The 18,770-nt window shown below is 38.9% G+C and carries 16 protein-coding genes; 5 read left to right on the forward strand and 11 right to left on the reverse strand.

Going from position 1 to position 18,770, the window contains the following annotated elements; genetic code table 11:
- Positions 1-95: 95 nt before the first annotated feature.
- The 4 genes from ACG916_RS01975 to ACG916_RS01990 form a co-directional block, all read right to left on the reverse strand.
- Positions 96-314 carry a hypothetical protein gene (locus ACG916_RS01975; protein WP_336952344.1) on the reverse strand — a complete coding sequence of 73 codons (219 nt, stop codon included), beginning with the start codon at positions 312-314 and terminating at the stop codon, positions 96-98.
- Positions 315-505: 191 nt separating this feature from the next.
- A complete protein-coding gene (gene blhA / locus ACG916_RS01980; protein WP_419326995.1) occupies positions 506-1,135 on the reverse strand; it encodes a cell division protein BlhA in 630 nt (209 codons plus the stop codon).
- A 32-nt stretch (positions 1,136-1,167) separates the two neighbouring features.
- Complete coding sequence (locus ACG916_RS01985; protein WP_004718406.1) at positions 1,168-1,575, reverse strand: DNA polymerase III subunit chi; 408 nt, start codon at positions 1,573-1,575, stop codon at positions 1,168-1,170.
- Positions 1,568-3,016 carry a leucyl aminopeptidase gene (locus ACG916_RS01990; protein ID WP_419326996.1) on the reverse strand — a complete coding sequence of 483 codons (1,449 nt, stop codon included), beginning with the start codon at positions 3,014-3,016 and terminating at the stop codon, positions 1,568-1,570. The genes ACG916_RS01985 and ACG916_RS01990 overlap by 8 nt, the downstream gene beginning before the upstream one ends.
- Before the next feature lie 144 nt (positions 3,017-3,160).
- On the opposite strand from ACG916_RS01990, the gene lptF reads away from it, so the two are divergent.
- The 4 genes from lptF (at position 3,161) to ACG916_RS02010 (ending at position 8,242) form a co-directional block, all read left to right on the forward strand.
- Positions 3,161-4,261 carry an LPS export ABC transporter permease LptF gene (gene lptF, locus ACG916_RS01995; RefSeq protein WP_336952342.1) on the forward strand — a complete coding sequence of 367 codons (1,101 nt, stop codon included), beginning with the start codon at positions 3,161-3,163 and terminating at the stop codon, positions 4,259-4,261.
- The gene (gene lptG / locus ACG916_RS02000) at positions 4,261-5,331 is read left to right on the forward strand and encodes an LPS export ABC transporter permease LptG (RefSeq protein ID WP_419326997.1); all 1,071 of its coding nucleotides are present in this window, start codon (positions 4,261-4,263) and stop codon (positions 5,329-5,331) included. Before lptF ends, lptG begins: the two co-directional genes overlap by 1 nt.
- A gap of 154 nt (positions 5,332-5,485) precedes the next feature.
- Positions 5,486-7,033, forward strand: coding sequence for a 2,3-bisphosphoglycerate-independent phosphoglycerate mutase (gene gpmI / locus ACG916_RS02005; RefSeq protein ID WP_419326998.1), 1,548 nt, complete (start codon positions 5,486-5,488; stop codon positions 7,031-7,033).
- 30 nt (positions 7,034-7,063) lie between these two features.
- Positions 7,064-8,242: a S41 family peptidase gene (locus ACG916_RS02010; RefSeq protein ID WP_336952337.1), complete on the forward strand. Its 1,179-nt coding sequence runs from the start codon at positions 7,064-7,066 to the stop codon at positions 8,240-8,242.
- A gap of 285 nt (positions 8,243-8,527) precedes the next feature.
- Here the strand turns inward: ACG916_RS02010 and ACG916_RS02015 are convergent, their stop codons facing one another.
- The 3 genes from ACG916_RS02015 to gacA are packed head-to-tail and all read right to left on the reverse strand — an operon-like array spanning position 8,528 to position 12,200.
- A complete protein-coding gene (locus tag ACG916_RS02015) occupies positions 8,528-9,943 on the reverse strand; it encodes a sigma-54-dependent transcriptional regulator (RefSeq protein ID WP_336952336.1) in 1,416 nt (471 codons plus the stop codon).
- 17 nt (positions 9,944-9,960) lie between these two features.
- Complete coding sequence (locus ACG916_RS02020; protein WP_419326999.1) at positions 9,961-11,529, reverse strand: sensor histidine kinase; 1,569 nt, start codon at positions 11,527-11,529, stop codon at positions 9,961-9,963.
- A gap of 35 nt (positions 11,530-11,564) precedes the next feature.
- On the reverse strand, positions 11,565-12,200 hold the full coding sequence (gene gacA, locus ACG916_RS02025) for a response regulator transcription factor GacA (RefSeq protein WP_419330192.1): 636 nt from the start codon (positions 12,198-12,200) through the stop codon (positions 11,565-11,567).
- A gap of 232 nt (positions 12,201-12,432) precedes the next feature.
- Here gacA and pbpG point away from each other — a divergent pair, with 232 nt between their 5' ends.
- Positions 12,433-13,488, forward strand: a complete 1,056-nt coding sequence (pbpG, locus tag ACG916_RS02030; RefSeq protein WP_004718389.1) for a D-alanyl-D-alanine endopeptidase PBP7/8 — start codon at positions 12,433-12,435, stop codon at positions 13,486-13,488.
- Positions 13,489-14,164: 676 nt separating this feature from the next.
- Here the strand turns inward: pbpG and thrC are convergent.
- The 4 genes from thrC to xerD all read right to left on the reverse strand — a co-directional run bounded on the left by thrC (position 14,165) and on the right by xerD (position 18,728).
- Entirely contained in the window at positions 14,165-15,304 is a 1,140-nt protein-coding gene (thrC, locus tag ACG916_RS02035; protein WP_336952333.1) for a threonine synthase, read from the reverse strand.
- 141 nt (positions 15,305-15,445) lie between these two features.
- Positions 15,446-16,750 carry a homoserine dehydrogenase gene (locus tag ACG916_RS02040; RefSeq protein WP_336952332.1) on the reverse strand — a complete coding sequence of 435 codons (1,305 nt, stop codon included), beginning with the start codon at positions 16,748-16,750 and terminating at the stop codon, positions 15,446-15,448.
- 125 nt (positions 16,751-16,875) lie between these two features.
- Complete coding sequence (locus ACG916_RS02045) at positions 16,876-17,688, reverse strand: thioredoxin fold domain-containing protein (protein ID WP_419327001.1); 813 nt, start codon at positions 17,686-17,688, stop codon at positions 16,876-16,878.
- Positions 17,689-17,810: 122 nt separating this feature from the next.
- Positions 17,811-18,728, reverse strand: a complete 918-nt coding sequence (gene xerD / locus ACG916_RS02050; RefSeq protein ID WP_336952330.1) for a site-specific tyrosine recombinase XerD — start codon at positions 18,726-18,728, stop codon at positions 17,811-17,813.
- Positions 18,729-18,770: the final 42 nt, after the last annotated feature.

The following is an 18,770-nucleotide window of genomic DNA, read 5'->3' on the forward strand; positions in this document are numbered from 1 at the left end:
TTTTTCCACACTACATTTAGATAAATCAAAGCCGAAATGAGACTTTGGTTTATCTTAGAATTTGCTTTGAGAAAGAGACAAAGTATCAGGCTTAATTAGTTTTTGATAATGGTCAAAGAGGTATGTTCAAAGCGTGATTTTAGTTTGTGTGTATCTGTCAGTGAGAACATCCCTTTTTCAGACTCCCGAGAAAGAAATACTGAAAGTGATTGAAAATCTACACGGCTAATCAGTAAGTCTTGTATAGAAACAGTCCATTTTTCACCTGAATGTAGTCGCGCAATTTGGTTCGAAATATGGTTAAGCAGATCCATTTTATTCATCCTGATTCAAGTGATTGGAAATTTTTATCTTGAAAATAAAAATTCACTGAATTGATCACTTAAAATATTTTTAACCTGTACACATAAGCATTAAAGCCATCCGAGATGACTATCATGTGACATTAATATTGCATTTTCGTGACAAGTAAACTTGGATATCCGATTAAAATAAATAAACTTTATTATTTTTTGTCTGCCGAGAAATTCGAATTTGCCAAAATATATTCAATCTCTTCTTTTGCCGCAGTTTGCAGTTTGCTACGTAAAGCATTTAAGCTCTCTTCGATTAGCGTTTCTGCTTCTAACTCAAGACGTAGACGAACACTTTCCAACTCTGAAGTCATTTGTGCATCTGTGATGCGGAATTGCCCATTGGCATAATCTATTGCTGGATAATCAGGATTTTTAGTGTATTTTTCACTATATTCTGAAATTTCAATATCAATTTGTTGACGTAAATTTTGTAAGGTCAATTTTTGATGTTCAAACTGCTGAATTTCATCTTGTTGTAGTTCTAAATTATATGCGTGCTGTAATGCTCTTTTTTCAGCTAAAGATTTTTCAAGTGCCAATTGTCTACGGATACGTGCTTCTTCAATCAGCTGGGCTTTTAGCTCAGCATAGGCTTGTTCAACTTGGAGTTGCGCCACTTGCATTTGGCGTTGGTCATTACTTAGCCAGTCCTGTACATTTGTTGTAGGGCTGAGAAGGTCACAGATGCGGTTAAGGTCATCTACAAAAGTTTGGCGTACGGCTTCAGGCGTATCTAACCAGCGCTTTTTAAAATCTTGACCGACATTTAATGTCACCACGCATCTCCTTGATATAAAATGAGAATGAAGAATTAAAGTTTAAATGTTTGAGGCGAAACACCCATTCGTCGATAGGCTTTATATTTCTCTCGACCAATTTGTTTTGCTGATTCAGCATTTTCAATAATTTCTATAATGTGACTAAATTGTGTCACTTGTTCAAGTGCTTGATTGTTAAAATTAAACACAATCCAGTCTAAAGACTCAGGTAATCTTGAAGAAATACAGATCGGTGCATCAATTTGATCAATTCCATGCGCAATAAAACTGGTCGGATCAAAACTCCATAAACGTTCATCCAGTTGTTGCTGCATTTCTACATCAGGGCAATGCAACCAAACTTTGGCTGCATTTCGTAAAATTTTACGACATAAACGACAGGCACTTTCTACCTGTCGCTCAGGGCTTTTTTCAAATAAATAAAAGCTAATTTTAGCCATTCTTTTGTACACGGTTGGCTATTAACTGCATCAACAATGGTACTGGACGGCCGGTTGCACCTTTATTTGCACCAGAATTCCATGCTGTACCAGCGATGTCTAAGTGCGCCCAACGATAGTCACGGGTAAAGCGTTGTAAGAAACAGGCTGCTGTAACTGCGCCAGCTTTTGGACCACCAATATTGGCAATATCGGCAAATGGCGAATCAAGTTGTTCTTGATAATCGTCATATACGGGCATACGCCATACACGGTCAAATGCAGTGTGTCCTGCTGCTGTAATTTCTTCTGCAAGTTCATCATCTGGTGTAAATAAACCAGAAACGACTGAACCTAAAGCCACCACACAAGCACCAGTCAGTGTTGCAATATCAATCACTAATGCAGGGTTAAAGCGCTTAATATAGGTTAAGGTATCACAAAGGACTAAACGCCCTTCGGCATCAGTATTCAGGATTTCAACCGTTTGCCCACTCATGGTGGTTACAATATCACCAGGGCGAGTTGCATGACCAGAAGGCATGTTTTCAGCAGCGGCAATTGCACCGACAACATGAATTGGGAGTTTCGCTTCACAAAGTGCACGAATCGTACCCAGTACAGATGCTGAACCACACATATCAAATTTCATTTCATCCATGCCTAAGCCTGGTTTTAATGAAATACCACCTGTATCAAAAGTCACACCTTTACCCACGAGCACGATCGGTGCTTGATCAGGATTGGCTTTATATTCAAGCGTAATCACACGTCCTGGACGATCAGAACCTTTGCTTACCGCAAGAAAAGCATGCATGCCTAGATCAGCAAGTTGTTGTTCTTCAAGTACAGTCACTTGTAAAAGCTCAGGGAATTCAGCTGCTAAAGCATGTGCTTGTTCTGCTAAATATTCAGGGAAGCAAATATTAGGAGGGCAGTTGCCTAAGTCACGAGCAAAGTTTTGTCCTTTTTGAACAGCTTGAATAAGCGTGATCTGCTCTGCACTCAGACTCGATTGCGTTGCAATAAATTCAATATTTTCTAAAGTAAATTCATTCTTCTTCGATTTGAATTCATCATAAGCATACGCAGCTTGCGTCAAATTTAATGCAAATAGATAATGTAACTCAGACGGCAAAGCCGAAATATCAATGCTGATTTTTTGGAATTTTTTTTGTGAAGCTTTGATAATGGTTTGTGCGATTTTTGCTAATTTCGCGGCTTTAATTTCGGAGGCTTTATCTATGCCGACTAAAGTACATTGCGTAACTTGAGTTAGCTTTCCGATAAGTGGTAGAGTTTCGTTTAAACTTGCTTTGAATTGAGTGTTTTCAATTATGTTGCTCAAGTCATTGATTTTATATATTTCTTGAGCTTGTTTAGCGTTTTCAGAATCCACCAGAATAAATAACGACTGGCTAGATGTAGACGCTGAAAATGACGTATTGATCGTAAGTTTCATGTGTTGTCTTTGTGCCTTTTGTACATTTCAAATCATTAAACCATTGAACCACTTCAAATGGTAGAATTTCAATCTAGTTTTATAATTTTAACTTCGGGTAAACTAGCGCTACATCACGATATTACCCTTATTTGGAAGATTAATTTGATTATTCGACGTTACCTTGTCAAACAAGTCGTTTCGACCTCTCTTGTGGTTGTCACATTATTGACAGTCATTATGATGGGTGGGCAATTGATTAAACGATTTGGTCAAGCTGCTATGGGGCGTGTAGATCCGAGTATTCTGTTGAGTATTATCGGTTTTCGTTTACCTGAGTTTTTGACTTTAATTCTTCCTTTGGGTTTCTTTATTGGATTGATGCTGGTTTTTGGCCGATTATATGTCGATCATGAAATGGCTGTACTGAACGGTAGTGGTATTAGCCGTATTCAAGTCGCTCGATTATTGATTCCACTGACTGTTATTTATTTGTGTGTACAAACTGTTTTAATGATCTGGATGTCTCCGTGGGGAATCCGTCAATATGAGCAACTGATTTCTACCCAAGCAGTCCGAACGGGCTTTGATTTGGTTCGGCCACGTGAGTTTATTTCCTCAGGGGCTTATACAATTTATGCCGGCTCTTTATCCGAAGATCGCAAAAATCTTAAAGATATTTTCTTTTATCAACGTGCTGAAAAAGAAGGTAAACCTGATGTTATGATTTTGGCGAAGGAAGCAACACGAATTGAAATTGCCAATGAAACAGCAAGTGTTGTCGATTTAGTTCAAGGCCGCCGTTATGAAATTTACCCTGGAACACCAAAATACAGTCAAACTGAATTCCAAACTTATCGTTTGCGTTTAGAAAATAATAAAGAAGCTAAGTTTGAAAGTGATGAAGTAGAAGGGCTAACTTTTGGTAAATTGCTTGAAAATAAAAATGACCCTGTTGTGGCAAGTGAATTGGGATGGCGCTTATTTGTTCCGTTTTCTATCATTGTCGCCTTAATGTTAGCAACAGCACTATGTGAAGTAAGCCCAAGACAAGGTCGTTATCTCAAACTTTTCCCAGCATTATTAATTTTTGCCAGTTTAATTGTGGCGCTCATGGCAATACGAACCCGTATTAGTAAAGATGAGGTGGGTGTTTGGGCATATCCTGCAGTGTTATTATTCTATGCTGCCGCTGCCGCTCTATTTTCAAGAAAGCAGAAATTAGCACCTAAAATTAAAAAGCAAATACAGCGAGTAAAATCATAATGTTAGCACGTAGAATTGTCGCAAAACATGTGACTAAAACCACATTGCTTGCCATGTTGGGTGCTACGGCAGTACTGGCTAGCTTACAGATTTTATTCACCTATTTGGGTGAGTTAGGTGATCTAAAACAAGGCTATACGGCTTGGAATGCATTGCAATATGTTTTATGGGGTGCACCTCGTTATTTGTATGAGATTCTTCCTATTGCAGCATTGATCGGTGCTGTACTGGGTTTAGGTTCAATGGCTTCGAACAGTGAATTAATTGTGATGCGAGCAGCAGGCATTAGCTTATGGCGTATTGTCGGTTGGGTCATGCGTTCTGCTATGCTTTTGGTGATCCTTTCGTTTTTATTAACTCAATTCGTTATTCCCTATACCAATGAACAGGCGAAAAGTATTAAAAGCCATCGTAGTGTAGCAGCGCTAGGAGAGGTGAAAGGCTATTGGACACGCGAAGGACAACGCTTTATTTATATTGATTATGCCAATTCAAAAGGGACATTAAAACAAGTTCAAGTTGTCGATTTTGACGATAATTATCGAATGAAATCTTTGTTAAATTCAGAAGAAGGGCAGTTCTTAAAAGAAGGACAATGGAATTTAAAACAAAGTGCTCAAGTCAATTTATTGGCCAATGGTCAAGCTCAAGTTGTAAATAAAAATCAAGAGGATTTAGCGCTCGCATTGCAACCTAAATATGTGCATATGGTGACCATTAATCCAGAAGACTTAGCACCCACTCAGTTATTGAGTTTTATGCAATATATGCATGAATACAGTCAAGTACCAAAGACTTATCTTTTGGCTTTTTGGAAAAATGTCGGTTCACCATTTGCTTTGCTTGCATTGGTTTTGATTGCATGTTCATTTATTTTTGGGCCATTACGTCAACAATCGATGGGCTTTCGCTTAGTGATCGCATTATTTGTTGGTCTAGGTTTTTATTACATACAAGACTTCTTGGGTTATGCAAGTTTGGTCTATGCACCTTCTCCTGCTTGGTTTGTATTCTTACCAATTATATTGATGTTTGGCATCGGAAGTTATTTGTTGTATAGAGCAAGATAACTTAATGGATCTGTTTTTTTGAACAATGATCTTTCAGATAGATAAGAAGTTTAGATCATGGCAACTTGTTTTTGCCATAATCTGAGGATAGAGTCTGCCGTAAAAAAACGGTAAGATGTAACGATTAATTTGTAAACAGTAAAGAGTGTAAATCATGACGGATGCAACTGCTGGCAAAATCCCTCACGTTCTAGTGATTATGGATGGTGTGGGTCATCGTGAAGCGGTCGAAGATAATGCGTTTTTAGCAGCAAAAACGCCGAATCTAACCATGATGCAAGACAAGCATCCGCATAGTTTAATTTCTGGTTCAGGTGAAGATGTCGGTTTGCCAGATGGACAAATGGGTAATTCTGAAGTTGGTCATATGAACTTGGGTGCAGGTCGTGTGCTGTATCAAGATTTTACTCGTATTACCAAAGATATTCGGACCGGCGATTTTTTCGAGCATGAAATTCTGATTGATGCTGTAGAAAAAGCCAAATCGGCAAATGGTGCATTGCACATTATGGGATTATTGTCAGAGGGCGGTGTCCATTCTCACCAAGATCATATTATTGCAATGTGTGAGCTTGCTTTGAAGCGTGGGGCAAAAGTCTATTTACATGCGTTCTTAGATGGTCGTGATACACCACCACGGAGTGCAAAACCTTCTTTAGAAAAACTCGATGCGGTATTTGCACAGTATCCAAATCAGGGGCGTATTGCCACCATGATTGGACGTTACTTTGCAATGGATCGTGATAATCGTTGGGATCGTGTGGAACAAGCTTACCGCCTGATGACTGAAGGAGAAGCTTTACGTGTTGTTGATTCAGCCGTTGAGGGCTTAGAGCAAGCCTATGCAGCCAATGAAAATGATGAATTTGTTAAAGCAACCCGTATTGGTGAAATGGCCAAAATCCAAGATGGCGACAGTGTGGTGTTTATGAATTTTCGTGCGGATCGGGCACGTGAAATTACTAAAGCATTTGTAGAAAAAGACTTTGCAGGTTTTGAACGCAAAGTTGTACCCCATCTATCTAAATTTGTGATGTTAACGCGTTATCAAGCGACGATAGATGCACCAGTGGCATATATGCCAGAAGGTTTAAAAAATTCAATTGGCGAATACTTATCTTCTTTAGGCAAAACTCAGTTACGTATTGCAGAAACAGAAAAATATGCACATGTGACCTTCTTCTTTAGTGGCGGTCGTGAAGATGAGTATTCAGGTGAAAAACGGATTCTAATCCCATCACCAAAAGTTGCAACTTATGATCTACAACCTGAAATGAGCGCACCAGAAGTCACCGACAAGTTGGTTGATGCAATCAATTCAGGTGAGTTTGATCTCTTGGTGGTGAACTATGCCAATGGCGATATGGTAGGTCACACTGGCGTGTTTGATGCAGCAGTGAAGGCTGTTGAAGCTGTTGATATCAGTCTTGGTCGTTTATATGAAGCAGTGATGGCAAAGCATGGTCATATGTTGATTACTGCTGATCATGGTAATGTAGAGCAAATGCAGGACTATGTAAGTGGTCAAGTACATACGCAGCATACCACTGAACTTGTACCTTTCATTTATGTTGGACCAACCTCAGCCACGATTGCTGAAGGTGGGGTTTTAGCAGATGTTGCACCGACTATTTTAAGTTTAATGCATCTCCCTGTACCGACAGAAATGCAAGGCCGTAATCTGATTACATTGAAAGCATAAAATTATCATTATTAAAAACTAGGTGTGTGAATGGCTCAAGCTTGGAAATATATTGCTGTATTAACAGGATTGTTGGCCTGTGGAAGCCATTCCGTTCGGGCAGCAGAAAATGCTGCCGCACTTGATTTTGATGGTGATGTCGAAGAAAGTATTGCTGAAGTGCCCATTGAATCGATTGAGCAATTTGTACAAATCTACGGCATCGTCAAAGACAATTATGTTCAGGAAAAACCTGATGATGTTCTGTTTTTGCAGGCAATCAAAGGGCTGGTGGGTGGTTTAGATCGCTATTCGCGTTATCTAAGTCCTGAAGAATATAAACAGTTGATGCAATATACGGAAAGTGACCTTGCGACTGCTGACTTTGAATTGGCTTTTGATAGTCATATTCATCAATGGAAAGTCAAGAATTTACGCGATAATTCAGACTCATTTAAACTCGGTTTAAAAAATGGATTCACCATTTTTAAAATTGAAAATCAAGAACTTAAAAATTTAAATGCCCAACAAGTCGAAGATTTATTACATGGCTCAATTGGTTCAACTTTTCAGTTGCAACTGAATGAAAAAAGCCCAGCAATCACGGTGGTTAGAAATCGCAAATTAGAAGTGGCTGATATAGAGCCGATTATGTTGCATAATCAGGTTTTAGTGCTTAAAGTTAAAGTTTTTCAACAAGATACAGCCAATGAAATTAAACGTTTAATTGAAGAATACAGTACCCAAAAAATGAAAGCTGTATTATTCGACCTACGTAATAATCCAGGTGGTTTACTCTCAGCCGCTGTTGAAACGGCTGATCTTTTTTTAACTCAGGGAACGATTGTTTCTACCAAAAGTCGTTCAGAAGGCAATCAACAATTCCAAGCCTTACCGGGTGATGAGTCGTCCAATACTAAATTAGGTATTTTGATTAATGGTCGTTCAGCATCTGCAGCTGAAGTCTTTACCGCTGCAATGAAAGAACATCAACGTGCTTGGGTTATAGGTGAAAAAAGCTATGGAAAAGGCGTTGTACAGAAGTTATTTCCATTGCCAAATGGGGCTGCTTTGCAAATGACGGTTTCGCATTATTATACGCCAAATGGCAATATGATTGATGGGCAGGGTATTCGGCCTAATTTGGAATATCCATGGACTTTAGATCAAAAAGAAGAAACCTATCTAAATAATGTTGCAGATCAACTATTAAAACATCGTGATAGATAAAGTTGAATGTAAAAGTGAATTCATAACACTGTAGCAGTTTGTGCTACTACATCTGACATTACGTATTTAAATCACGTTGTTTCGGTGATCCTTTAGCTTGTACTGTATACTAATCAAATACTTGCTTGTTGCTCAGACTGGACATGACCAAATCTTATGTTGAGTAAGCGCTGGATTCAGTACTTCTACTCAACGACGACATCCATGTCGCCACGCTGTAACCATGTAAAAAGCAAAAGCGCTTGAGTTGGTTGATATTATGATGTTGATGGCTATAGGTTGCTTCTATTCATCATCATCGGTATCTAAACCAAACTTTTTCAAACGATAGCGTAAAGAGCGAAATGTCATGCCCAATTTCTTAGCAGCTAAAGTGCGGTTCCAATGGGTTTGATTTAATGCAGATAACAACACTTCTTTTTCGACTTTTTCCAAATATTGCTCCAACCCTTCTTCTGGAATGTTTTGGGCTTTATTCGCGGTGACGATAGGCAAGACTTGACTTTGGATAGGATCACGTGATTCGACTTTGTTGATACCACGATGTGGAGCAGGTTGTAGCTGTTGAATATCAATATAGTCTTCATCACTCATGGTAATGGCTTTTTCAATGATATTGCGTAATTCACGAACATTGCCTGAGTAATGTTGTTGTAAAAGAAAAGCTTTGGCTTGTTCAGTAAAAGACTTGGTTGAAATACGCCACTCTGTACAAATTTGCTGAAGAAAATGGTTGGCTAAAATCAGAATATCACAATCACGTTCGCGCAATGGTGGCAGGACAATATCCATCACATGAATTCTAAAGAACAGATCATGGCGGAATTTGCCTTGTTCAACGAATGCTTCAATGTCTTGATGTGTAGCACTGATAATACGGAAATCAACTTCGATTTCGGTATCACTGCCTAAAGGACGAATTTTCTTTTCTTGTAAAGCTCGTAACAGTTTGGCTTGCATGGCCAAAGAAAGTTCTGCAATTTCATCTAAAAACAGAGTACCACCATTGGCAGCTTGAATAAGACCTTGTTTGTCTTGAGTTGCACCTGAAAAACAGCCTTTTTTATGCCCAAACAGCTCACTCTCCATCAAGTCTTCAGAAATTGCACCACAATTAATCGCAACAAAAGGGCTATCACTGCGGTTGCTGAGTAGATGGATGAGATTAGCAACAACCTCTTTGCCTGTTCCAGATTCACCGGTGATAAACACAGGTGCTTGTGAACGGGAAATTTTTTTAATCGATTCTCTTAACTTACGTATCACCTGTGAATCGCCGATGAGCATTGATTCCTCAAGCGGCGCATCGCTGATCGTTTCTCTTAACTGTGGTACATGCAAAGCTTTTTGTAAAAGCTGTTGCAGATGTAATTGGTTAATCGGTTTGCTGACAAAATCAAAAGCACCTGCTTTGAGAGAGGCAATCGCAATTTCCATATTTCCATATGCAGTTAAGACTGCAATAGGCGTTTTAGGATAATGCTGCGATACATGTTTAACCAAATCTAAACCACTGCCATCAGGGAGGTTTAAATCGGTAATACAGGCATCATATTTATATTCACTAAAAAAATATTTGGCTTGTTGTAAATGGTGTGCCATATGCGTTTTGATGCCCATTCGAGAAAGGCTCATTTGCATTAACATACATAAATCTTGTTCATCATCTACAAGTAAAACCAATGGTTGTCGTGTAGTCATATCCCCAAAAACCTAATCTAATCCATGAGTGGGCATTCGATACGGAAGCATGCCCCTTGTTGTTTTTGCTCTACGTAAATTAGTTTCGCTTGATTCGCTTCGCATATCGTCTGCGATAGGTACAATCCTAAACCAGTTCCATTGATTTCGGTACTAAAAAATGGCTGAAATAATTGCGAAAGATCTTGTTTTGTGACGCCTTTCCCATAATCAATCACATCGATATATACGTGTGATTCATTTTTAAACGTTTGTACTAAAATGTGTTCAGCATTTTGATCATTATGACGTAATGCATTACGCACTAAATTGATTAGAACTTGTCGAAGATGAGAATCATCAAAATAGATCCAAACATCAGCTTGAATTTCTAATTTGATTTTTTCCTGAGCATCCCCTAAATCATGGCGTAATAAGTCATCAACAAATTCTTGAAAATTAATTTTTGAGGTATGGATCTTTTTATTTTTTGCAATATCTAAGGTATCTTTAATAATATTATTGATACGGATGGTCTGTTTGGTAATCATTTGATTTAAAATGGTTTGCTGTTCTGGGTCACTGCTGATAAACAGGTCGTTGGCCTGGGCAATGGCGGCAAGCGGATTGCGAATTTCATGGGCAATACTGGCCGATAATTGACCCAGTGCGGCAAGTTTGAGTTGTTGTACCTTTTGATTAATTTTTTGTGCATCTTCGAGGACTAAAAGCGTGAGTGCTTGATGCGGAACAATCAATTTTTGTACGCGAATATCGACTGTATACGAGGATTGATGGGATTCAAATTGAAAGCGTTCACCATCACGTAACATGGCATCTTTTAAAATTTCATATAAGTCCGGTTGAAAGCTGGATAAATGATATTGCTCATGTGCGTAAAGTGGTGAAATGCCCAAAAGTAAACAGGCTGCAGGGTTACTGACGATAATTTTGCACTTTTCATCGAGCACCAAATAACCGACTTCAATCTGTTCTAAAATATAGCGGTTAATGTTCTGTAACTTAAATAATTCAAGAGATTGATAGGTATTTAACGACTCTAAAACTTGGAAGCGATTAATTGCAATCTGCCCAATGCCATAAACCATAAAAAATAAAAAAGCCAATAAGGCACTGTTACTAATATTATTTAAATTTGAAAAATCGAAGAAGCTGCCTAAAAACTGTTGGTAAATAATTGCAATCACAGAAACCAGTGTTACGAATAGCGCTTTATTTTTACTAAGCAGAAAATTCGCGGTAAAAACGGCAATGACAAACAAAATGCTGATGGCTAAATTTGGCCCATTGAGGGCAAATACCAAGGTACTTAGAAATGGAATATCAACAATAAAAAAACCAATAAATTGCTGCCCCACACCATGCGGATAGAATTTGAGCAGCATCATTTGTAATGCTGCGATTACAGTAAACGCGGTTAGAGAATAAAAATATAAACTGGGATATTCGTAATGTACGGGTTGGTTTTCAAGAGTAATCAGAAAAATAATGACTAAGCAAAAAGCAATAACCAATCTATAACCTGAATACAGTGTGCCTAGACGGTAAATTGTTTGATAAATAGGAACCGTTACCGTAGGCGACATAATCGTACTCAAGATAAATTATTGTTTTAATCAATTTATGGCTTAATTAAACCATAACGTATCGCAAGGTGAGTGAGTTTTACATCACTATCAAGTCCTAATTTTTCAAAGATACGATAACGATAAGTATTGACCGTTTTTACACTGACAAAAAGTTTGTCAGAAATTTCTTGTGCGCTTACGCAATTTACCACCATCATGGCAACTTGCATTTCACGTTCTGACAGTGCGTCAAAAGGTGAGGTTTGTGTATCGGATAAATAAGAGCTTGCAAGTTGTTCAGCAATATCTGCACTAAAATACTTACCGCCTTGCATGACTTTTTTGATTGCACGAACCATTTCAGTGATTGGTGCGCCCTTGGTAATATAACCACGAGCACCAGCTTTCAATAACAGCGACGGATAGGGTTCTTCAGCCAAACCACTCACAGCGAGTACTTTGGTCTCAGGTGCGGTTTGTAACAAACGACGGGTAGTTTCTACACCACCAATTCCAGGCATGTTGACATCCAATAAAACCACATTGGGATGGTGTTGCCTTACAATCGTAATTGCTTCTTCACCAGATTCTGCTTGTCCAATGACTTGAATATCGGTCTGATCTTCTAACATTCTGCAGATGCCGGTTCTTACTAATTCATGGTCATCTACCATTAAAACAGTAATCACTTACACCTCCTTAAATTTCTCAATATCGACATTTTTGTTACATAAAGCAAAAAAGACTTGCAAAGACATAACAAAATTGGCAATCCTATTCCTAATATCCATTCAATATTTACGCATAATACGGCGTGATTGAAATATTTGTTTTAATATAGTCACGTTTGAGTGTAAATGTAAGTCATATTTGAGGTAATTAGCAAGTTTGTGAATACCTCCTTGAGGTGAGTAAGTTATCGTGAAAAAACCAAAAAAAACGTTAATGCATGTGCTGAGTTTGTCAGTACTACTCAGTTTGAGTTCGACTGGTTTTGCTGAAATCATTATGAACTCATCGGGGGGGAGCGGACAAGCAACTGTAAATTGGTCTTCTTCAGATGCCAGCCAGTTACTCAATGGTGATTCTCTGGATGATGATGGCGAAGATATTTCTCCAAAAGGCTCAACCACGTTAACCACAACAATTCGTGCATCAAATGCTGCACCGACAACATTGACCAATAAGTCTGTACAGATTTATGACACCAATACCTATAATAGCCAACCATCGGTAAATGCGCGTGCTGCATTGGTAATGGATGCAAAAACAGGTGAAGTTCTGTTTAGTAAAAATACCAATATGGCGTTACCTATCGCATCAATTACCAAATTGATGACAGCAGTGATTACCGCAGATGCCCGTTTAAATATGTCTGAAGACATTACCTTGCAACAAATCGATTTTGCGGGTGCTGGTGGTAAGAATTCAAGTTCAACTTTAAAAGTTGGCGATACTATGAATCGTGCTGAAATGTTACTTGTGGCATTGATGAAATCTGAAAATCCAGCTGCAGCAGCTTTAGCGCGTACTTATCCAGGTGGTCGCCAAGCGTTCTTTGCTGCAATGAATTCAAAAGCACGTCAATTGGGCATGAATTCAACCCATTATGTTGAATCTACTGGTTTGGATCCACGTAATGTTTCTTCTGCTCGAGATTTAGGGATTTTAGTCAGTGCTGCATCACAATATGGTTTGATCCGCCAATTTTCAACAACAGCGCATTATGACTTTAATTTGGGTTATCGCGTGCTGAAATCAAACAACACCAATGCTCTAGTACGTAATGGTGGGTGGAATATTAATATTTCCAAAACGGGTTATATCAATGAAGCAGGGCGTTGTGTGGTCATGCATACCACTGTAAATAGTCGTCCGGCTGTGGTGGTATTATTAGGTGCAAGCTCTTCTCAGGCACGTACCAATGATGCAACCAATTTATTGAACTGGGTGAGTAATTTACCGAAACGTATCTAATCAGTTTGTCACTGAAGTTATCCATCCAAATTAAAAAAGCGCTTCAAAATATGGAGCGCTTTTTTTGTTTAAATTAAGCATAAAAAATAGATTATGAAATGTGTAAATTTGCAATGCCAGAGTTTGGGTGGCGCTTTACAAATCCTGCAGACAAAGCAATTGATATTAAAGACAGAAGTAGTCAAACCACCTAATTATCCATATAAGTGATTTCTGTCAAGTTATTGATCGTAAAAAAAGCTCATATTTTGTATTTTTGAATCATAGATGGTTATCCTACTGTGTAGCGACATAGATGTCGCCGTTGGGCGGGAGTATAGGTCGTACCCGCGCCCAATATAAGCAAAAACAAAGTACAGCTTTGTTTGCAGCGCAGGGTTTGGCCTCTCTTATGAAAAGTGGGTCATCGCCTACGCAAAGATGGTTAAACTTTGAATGTAAGGTGTGGCATTGCAGGTCTTTTTATAATCAAATAGTTTATTTTTCTATATAAATGATTTAATTGATAATATTAATTAAGAGAAATTATATTCTTGCGTCTGAGTTTTTTGACAGCTTGATTATAGTGCGAGCGGATCAGATCTGAACTATGACTCATATGAAGAAGAATAATAATTTTTAAATTGCGCAAATAAAAACCAGCTGCGAACAACTGGTTTTTATTTTGAAGTCTGTTTTACATATTTGAAAGAATAGAGTCTTTCACTTGATTCATTGTCGCATCAATAGACAACATAATGGCATCTTTACATTGTTTGATTGCAGTATCAGGATCTTTTAGACCATTACCTGTCACTGTACATACAATCACAGAGCCTTCCGCAATTTTACCGGCTTTGATGTCACGGATTGCACCACCAATAGATGCCGCAGAAGCAGGTTCAACAAATACACCTTCATACATAGAAAGCAAACGTTGCGCTTCTAAAATTTCAGCATCTGTTAATTCATCAAACCAGCCATTTGAATCACGAACGACCGCCTTAGCATGATTAAAGCTTTGAGGATTACCAATACGGATTGCTGTTGCAACGGTTTCAGGGTTTTCAACTGGGCCACCACGTAAAAATGGTGCAGCACCAGAAGCTTGATAACCAACCATGATCGGACGACCTTCAGGATTTGGACCTGTAAACTTATCCGTTTCAGGGTCATAAACCACTTGTTCAAATGCTTCAACTGGTTGGTTAGCAACTGCTTCGGTATAACCCATCCAATGCGCAGTAATATTGCCTGCATTACCTACAGGTAAGCAATGGTAGTCAGGTGCACGACCCAAAGCTTCTACGATTTCATAAGCAATGGTCTTTTGACCTTGTAAACGGTATGGGTTGATTGAGTTAACAATCGTTACAGGCGCTTGGTCAGCAACTTCTTTGACCAAACGCATACCGTCATCGAAGTTACCGCGAATTTGCATGGTGATTGCACCGTACATCATCGCTTGTGCCATTTTACCCATGGCAATTTTGCCTTCTGGAATTAACACAAATGCTTTGATGCCAGCACGAGCAGCATATGCAGCAGCAGCAGCAGAGGTATTACCTGTAGATGCACAGATAATCGCCTTAGAGCCTTCTTCTACCGCTTTGGTCACTGCCATGGTCATACCACGGTCTTTAAACGAACCTGTCGGGTTTAAACCTTCATACTTCACATAAATTTCAACATTCTTACCAATAATACCAGGAATATTGTCTAATTTAATGAGAGGTGTATTGCCTTCATTTAAAGAAATAGCACGTGTAGTTTTCGATACTGGTAAGCGGTCACGATAGCGATCAACAAGTCCTGTATAGCGATTGGCATTAGACATGATGGTGTTCCAATTGTGTGTAGTGTAGAGCAAATAAGATATTCTTTTAACCTCTAAGCCTCTATTCTGAGAGGCTGAGCCATTCATTGAATGACGCTTTGCATGCAGTTGCTGCAAATTTAGAGGAGTTTAAAAACCCGATTAGTTATCGAGCAATTCTAAACGAATTCGTACGATTTCGCCATGTATAGCAGGTAAGGCCTGAATTTGTGCAATCGCTTCATTCATCTTCGATTCTACGATCGGATCAGTCAAAATCACGATAGGAATCAGATCTTTTAAACGGGGCTGCTGCATGATGGCATCAATACTGATACCCGTGCGACTTAAAATTGTTGTTACATCTGCGAGTACGCCAGTTTGGTCTTCAGCATTTAAACGCAAATAATAGCCTGTAGTCATCTCATCACTCGACAAGATATGTAAGTCGGAAAGTGCTTCAAAGGCAAGCTGAGGAATTGTGCCTGAACCATCTTCTGTGTAAATGATATCACGGACAATATCGACCACATCTGCCACGACTGCAGAAGCAGTAGGGCCTGCACCTGCGCCCGCACCATAATACAATGTAGGACCAACCGCATTGGCCTGAACCAAAACTGCATTCTTCACACCATTTACATTGGCAAGAAGCTCTTCTTCTGGAATCAGGGTTGGGTGTACACGAAGTTCGATACCTTTGCTAGAACGACGCGCAATACCTAAATGTTTGATCTTATAGCCAAGCTCTTCAGCGTATTTCACATCTTGTGCAGTAATCTTGGTAATACCTTCGGTATAAACTTTGTCAAACTGTAAAGGAATACCAAATGCACATGATGCAAGAATGGTCAGCTTGTGTGCAGCATCAATACCTTCAACATCAAAAGTTGGGTCTGCTTCGGCATAACCAAGCTCTTGTGCTTCTGTCAGTACATCCGCAAAGGCACGGCCTTTTTCACTCATTTCAGTCAGAATGAAATTGCCTGTACCATTGATAATACCCGCAAGCCATTCAATTTTATTGGCTGCTAGACCTTCACGAATGACCTTGATAATTGGAATGCCACCGGCAACTGCTGCTTCAAATGCGACTTGGACATGGTGGTCATCGGCTGCTTTAAATAGCTCATTTCCATGTTCTGCAAGTAATGCTTTGTTTGCTGTTACGACTTGTTTGCCATGTTTAATGGCTTCCATCATGACTTCATAAGCAGGATGAATACCGCCCATGACTTCAACAACAACATCAACATCAGGCTGGCGGACAATGTCTAAGAGATCGGCACTTTGTTTAATGCTAGCTGGTAAATTTAGATCTGGCCGTGGACGACGAGTGCCTACGTGGGTAATTTCAATTTCTCGACCGGTGCGACGTCTAATTTCAGCAGCGTTTTCTTGTAGTAGTTTAAGGGCACCACCGCCTACGGTTCCAAGACCGAGTATTGCCAGACGAACTGGTTTCACGTCACACTCCAATTATGTATATAAATTATATTAAGCTTAGATCATAGCTAAAAAATGCGCCAGACTCTAGAGTCTGGCGCATCTTTATATTGAGCTATAAATAATAGTAAATTTACTGATAAAAATTATTTATTTAAACGGCTTTCAATTTCATCAGCAGTCATGTAACCACCTAAATATTCACCCTCTGCATTGTAGATTGCAGGTGTACCATTCACACCCATTTTTAGACCTAAAGCATAGAGATCACGAACTGGATTTTTACAGCTAGCTGGTGGAAGCGCAGTACCTGCAATGGCTTGATTAAATGCAGCACTACGGTCTGCACTACACCAAATACTTTCCATAGTCGGTATAAATTGTTCACCACGTGGCCATGCGATATAACGTATTTCAATACCTTTAGCGGTGATTTCACTGATATGTTCATGAAGTTTATGACAATAAGGACAACTTGCATCGGTAAATACATAAATCACATGTTTAACTTTGCCTTGAGCAGGGTAGACCAAGAGATCTTTAATATTTAAGTCAGCCAGATATTTCTTGTTTTCTGTAGCTTGTATTTTGTCACCAATGCTAGTGAGTTTATCACCACCTAAACGGATCACATCGCCTTGGATCAGAAATTTACCATCAGATGTTGCATAGACGGAGCTCATTCCTTCCATGCTGATCCAATAAAGATTTGGCATCTCTGTTGATTTAGCATCTAAAATTTTGGCTTTTACGCCTGCTTTTTTGAAATTGGCTTGTAATGTTTGGATTAAACGTTGTTTTGCATCACGCTCAGTTAAATTCGATGCTTCACCTGTTGCAGGTGCTGTCGCAGTTAAAGTGTCATCTTTTTTTGAGTCTGAGTTTTTTGAACAAGCACTCACTGCCATCGTGCTTGCAATAAGACAAGCCAACATCAATTTTGAACGATTCAATTGCATAAATAACTCTTTATGTTTCTTCAGCATGATTTGAGGGAATTAGCATAACAAAATTTTGAATACTGTACTTTAAAACTTGATTAAGGGATGTAAATTGCCGATATACGTTTCATTCTAAGTCTTCAAGCACGAGGATGATATTTTTCATGTAATTGTTGCATACGGATTTGTGCAACATGGGTATAAATTTGGGTAGTTGATAAATCACTATGACCCAAAAGCATTTGTACAACCCGTAAGTCAGCGCCATGATTTAAAAGATGCGTTGCAAAAGCATGACGTAAAGTATGCGGTGATAGTTCTGCTTGGATCCCGGCTTGTAAGGCATAACGCTTGATGGCATACCAAAAGTTTTGACGACTCATAATACCGCCATGTTGAGTTAGAAATAGATAATCGGTAGATGATTTATATAGTTGTGGACGAGATTCAGTTAAATACTTTTCCACCCATTCACAAGCTATCCCGCCTAAAGGAACTAGGCGCTCTTTGTTCCCTTTACCTGTAATTCTTAAATAGCCTTGTTTTAAATTAATCAGATCTAATCTTAAATTAAGTAGCTCTGAAACACGTAAACCACAAGCATAAAGCACTTCAAACATAGCGCGATCACGTAAACCAAGCGCCGTAGTAACATCGGGTGCTTGAATCAGGGCTTCAACGTCTTGTTCAGATAAATCTTTAGGTAAGGCTCGTCCGATTTTTGGGGTTTTATGTATCGCCACAGGATTATCTAAGCGAATTTTTTGTTCCCGTAAAAACTTAAAAAATGAACGTAATGCCGAAAGCGAACGTGCAATTGACCGAGGACTTTTACCTTGTTTGGTGAGTTCAATAAGAACATCAGAAATGTCTTCATGCGACCAATCAGGTAAGTAAGAATTTACACATTCACTACATTGAATTAAGTCGGATAAATAGGCATTTCTTGTATGGGGACTGACCGTTTGCGCAATTAAATAATCACGGAATCCCTGTAAAAAGCCTAAATTTTCAGGAATAGTAACAGCAGTAGGGATACGCGGTTTCTTATTTAGCATGGCCTTAAGCGAAGTTTAAAACTTATTTGTTGATGGAATGTA

Source organism: Acinetobacter legionensis (genome assembly GCF_048552295.1).
Lineage (GTDB): Bacteria > Pseudomonadota > Gammaproteobacteria > Pseudomonadales > Moraxellaceae > Acinetobacter.

Coding starts and splice junctions, on each gene's coding strand:
- gpmI (WP_419326998.1), top strand. CDS start 5,486: ATGACGGATGCAACTGCTGGCAAAATCCCTCACGTTCTAGTGATTATG.
- thrC (WP_336952333.1), bottom strand. CDS start 15,304: ATGTCTAATGCCAATCGCTATACAGGACTTGTTGATCGCTATCGTGAC.
- ACG916_RS01975 (WP_336952344.1), bottom strand. CDS start 314: ATGGATCTGCTTAACCATATTTCGAACCAAATTGCGCGACTACATTCA.
- xerD (WP_336952330.1), bottom strand. CDS start 18,728: ATGCTAAATAAGAAACCGCGTATCCCTACTGCTGTTACTATTCCTGAA.
- ACG916_RS01985 (WP_004718406.1), bottom strand. CDS start 1,575: ATGGCTAAAATTAGCTTTTATTTATTTGAAAAAAGCCCTGAGCGACAG.
- ACG916_RS02015 (WP_336952336.1), bottom strand. CDS start 9,943: ATGACTACACGACAACCATTGGTTTTACTTGTAGATGATGAACAAGAT.
- ACG916_RS02020 (WP_419326999.1), bottom strand. CDS start 11,529: ATGTCGCCTACGGTAACGGTTCCTATTTATCAAACAATTTACCGTCTA.
- ACG916_RS02045 (WP_419327001.1), bottom strand. CDS start 17,688: ATGCAATTGAATCGTTCAAAATTGATGTTGGCTTGTCTTATTGCAAGC.
- ACG916_RS02010 (WP_336952337.1), top strand. CDS start 7,064: ATGGCTCAAGCTTGGAAATATATTGCTGTATTAACAGGATTGTTGGCC.
- ACG916_RS01990 (WP_419326996.1), bottom strand. CDS start 3,016: ATGAAACTTACGATCAATACGTCATTTTCAGCGTCTACATCTAGCCAG.
- lptG (WP_419326997.1), top strand. CDS start 4,261: ATGTTAGCACGTAGAATTGTCGCAAAACATGTGACTAAAACCACATTG.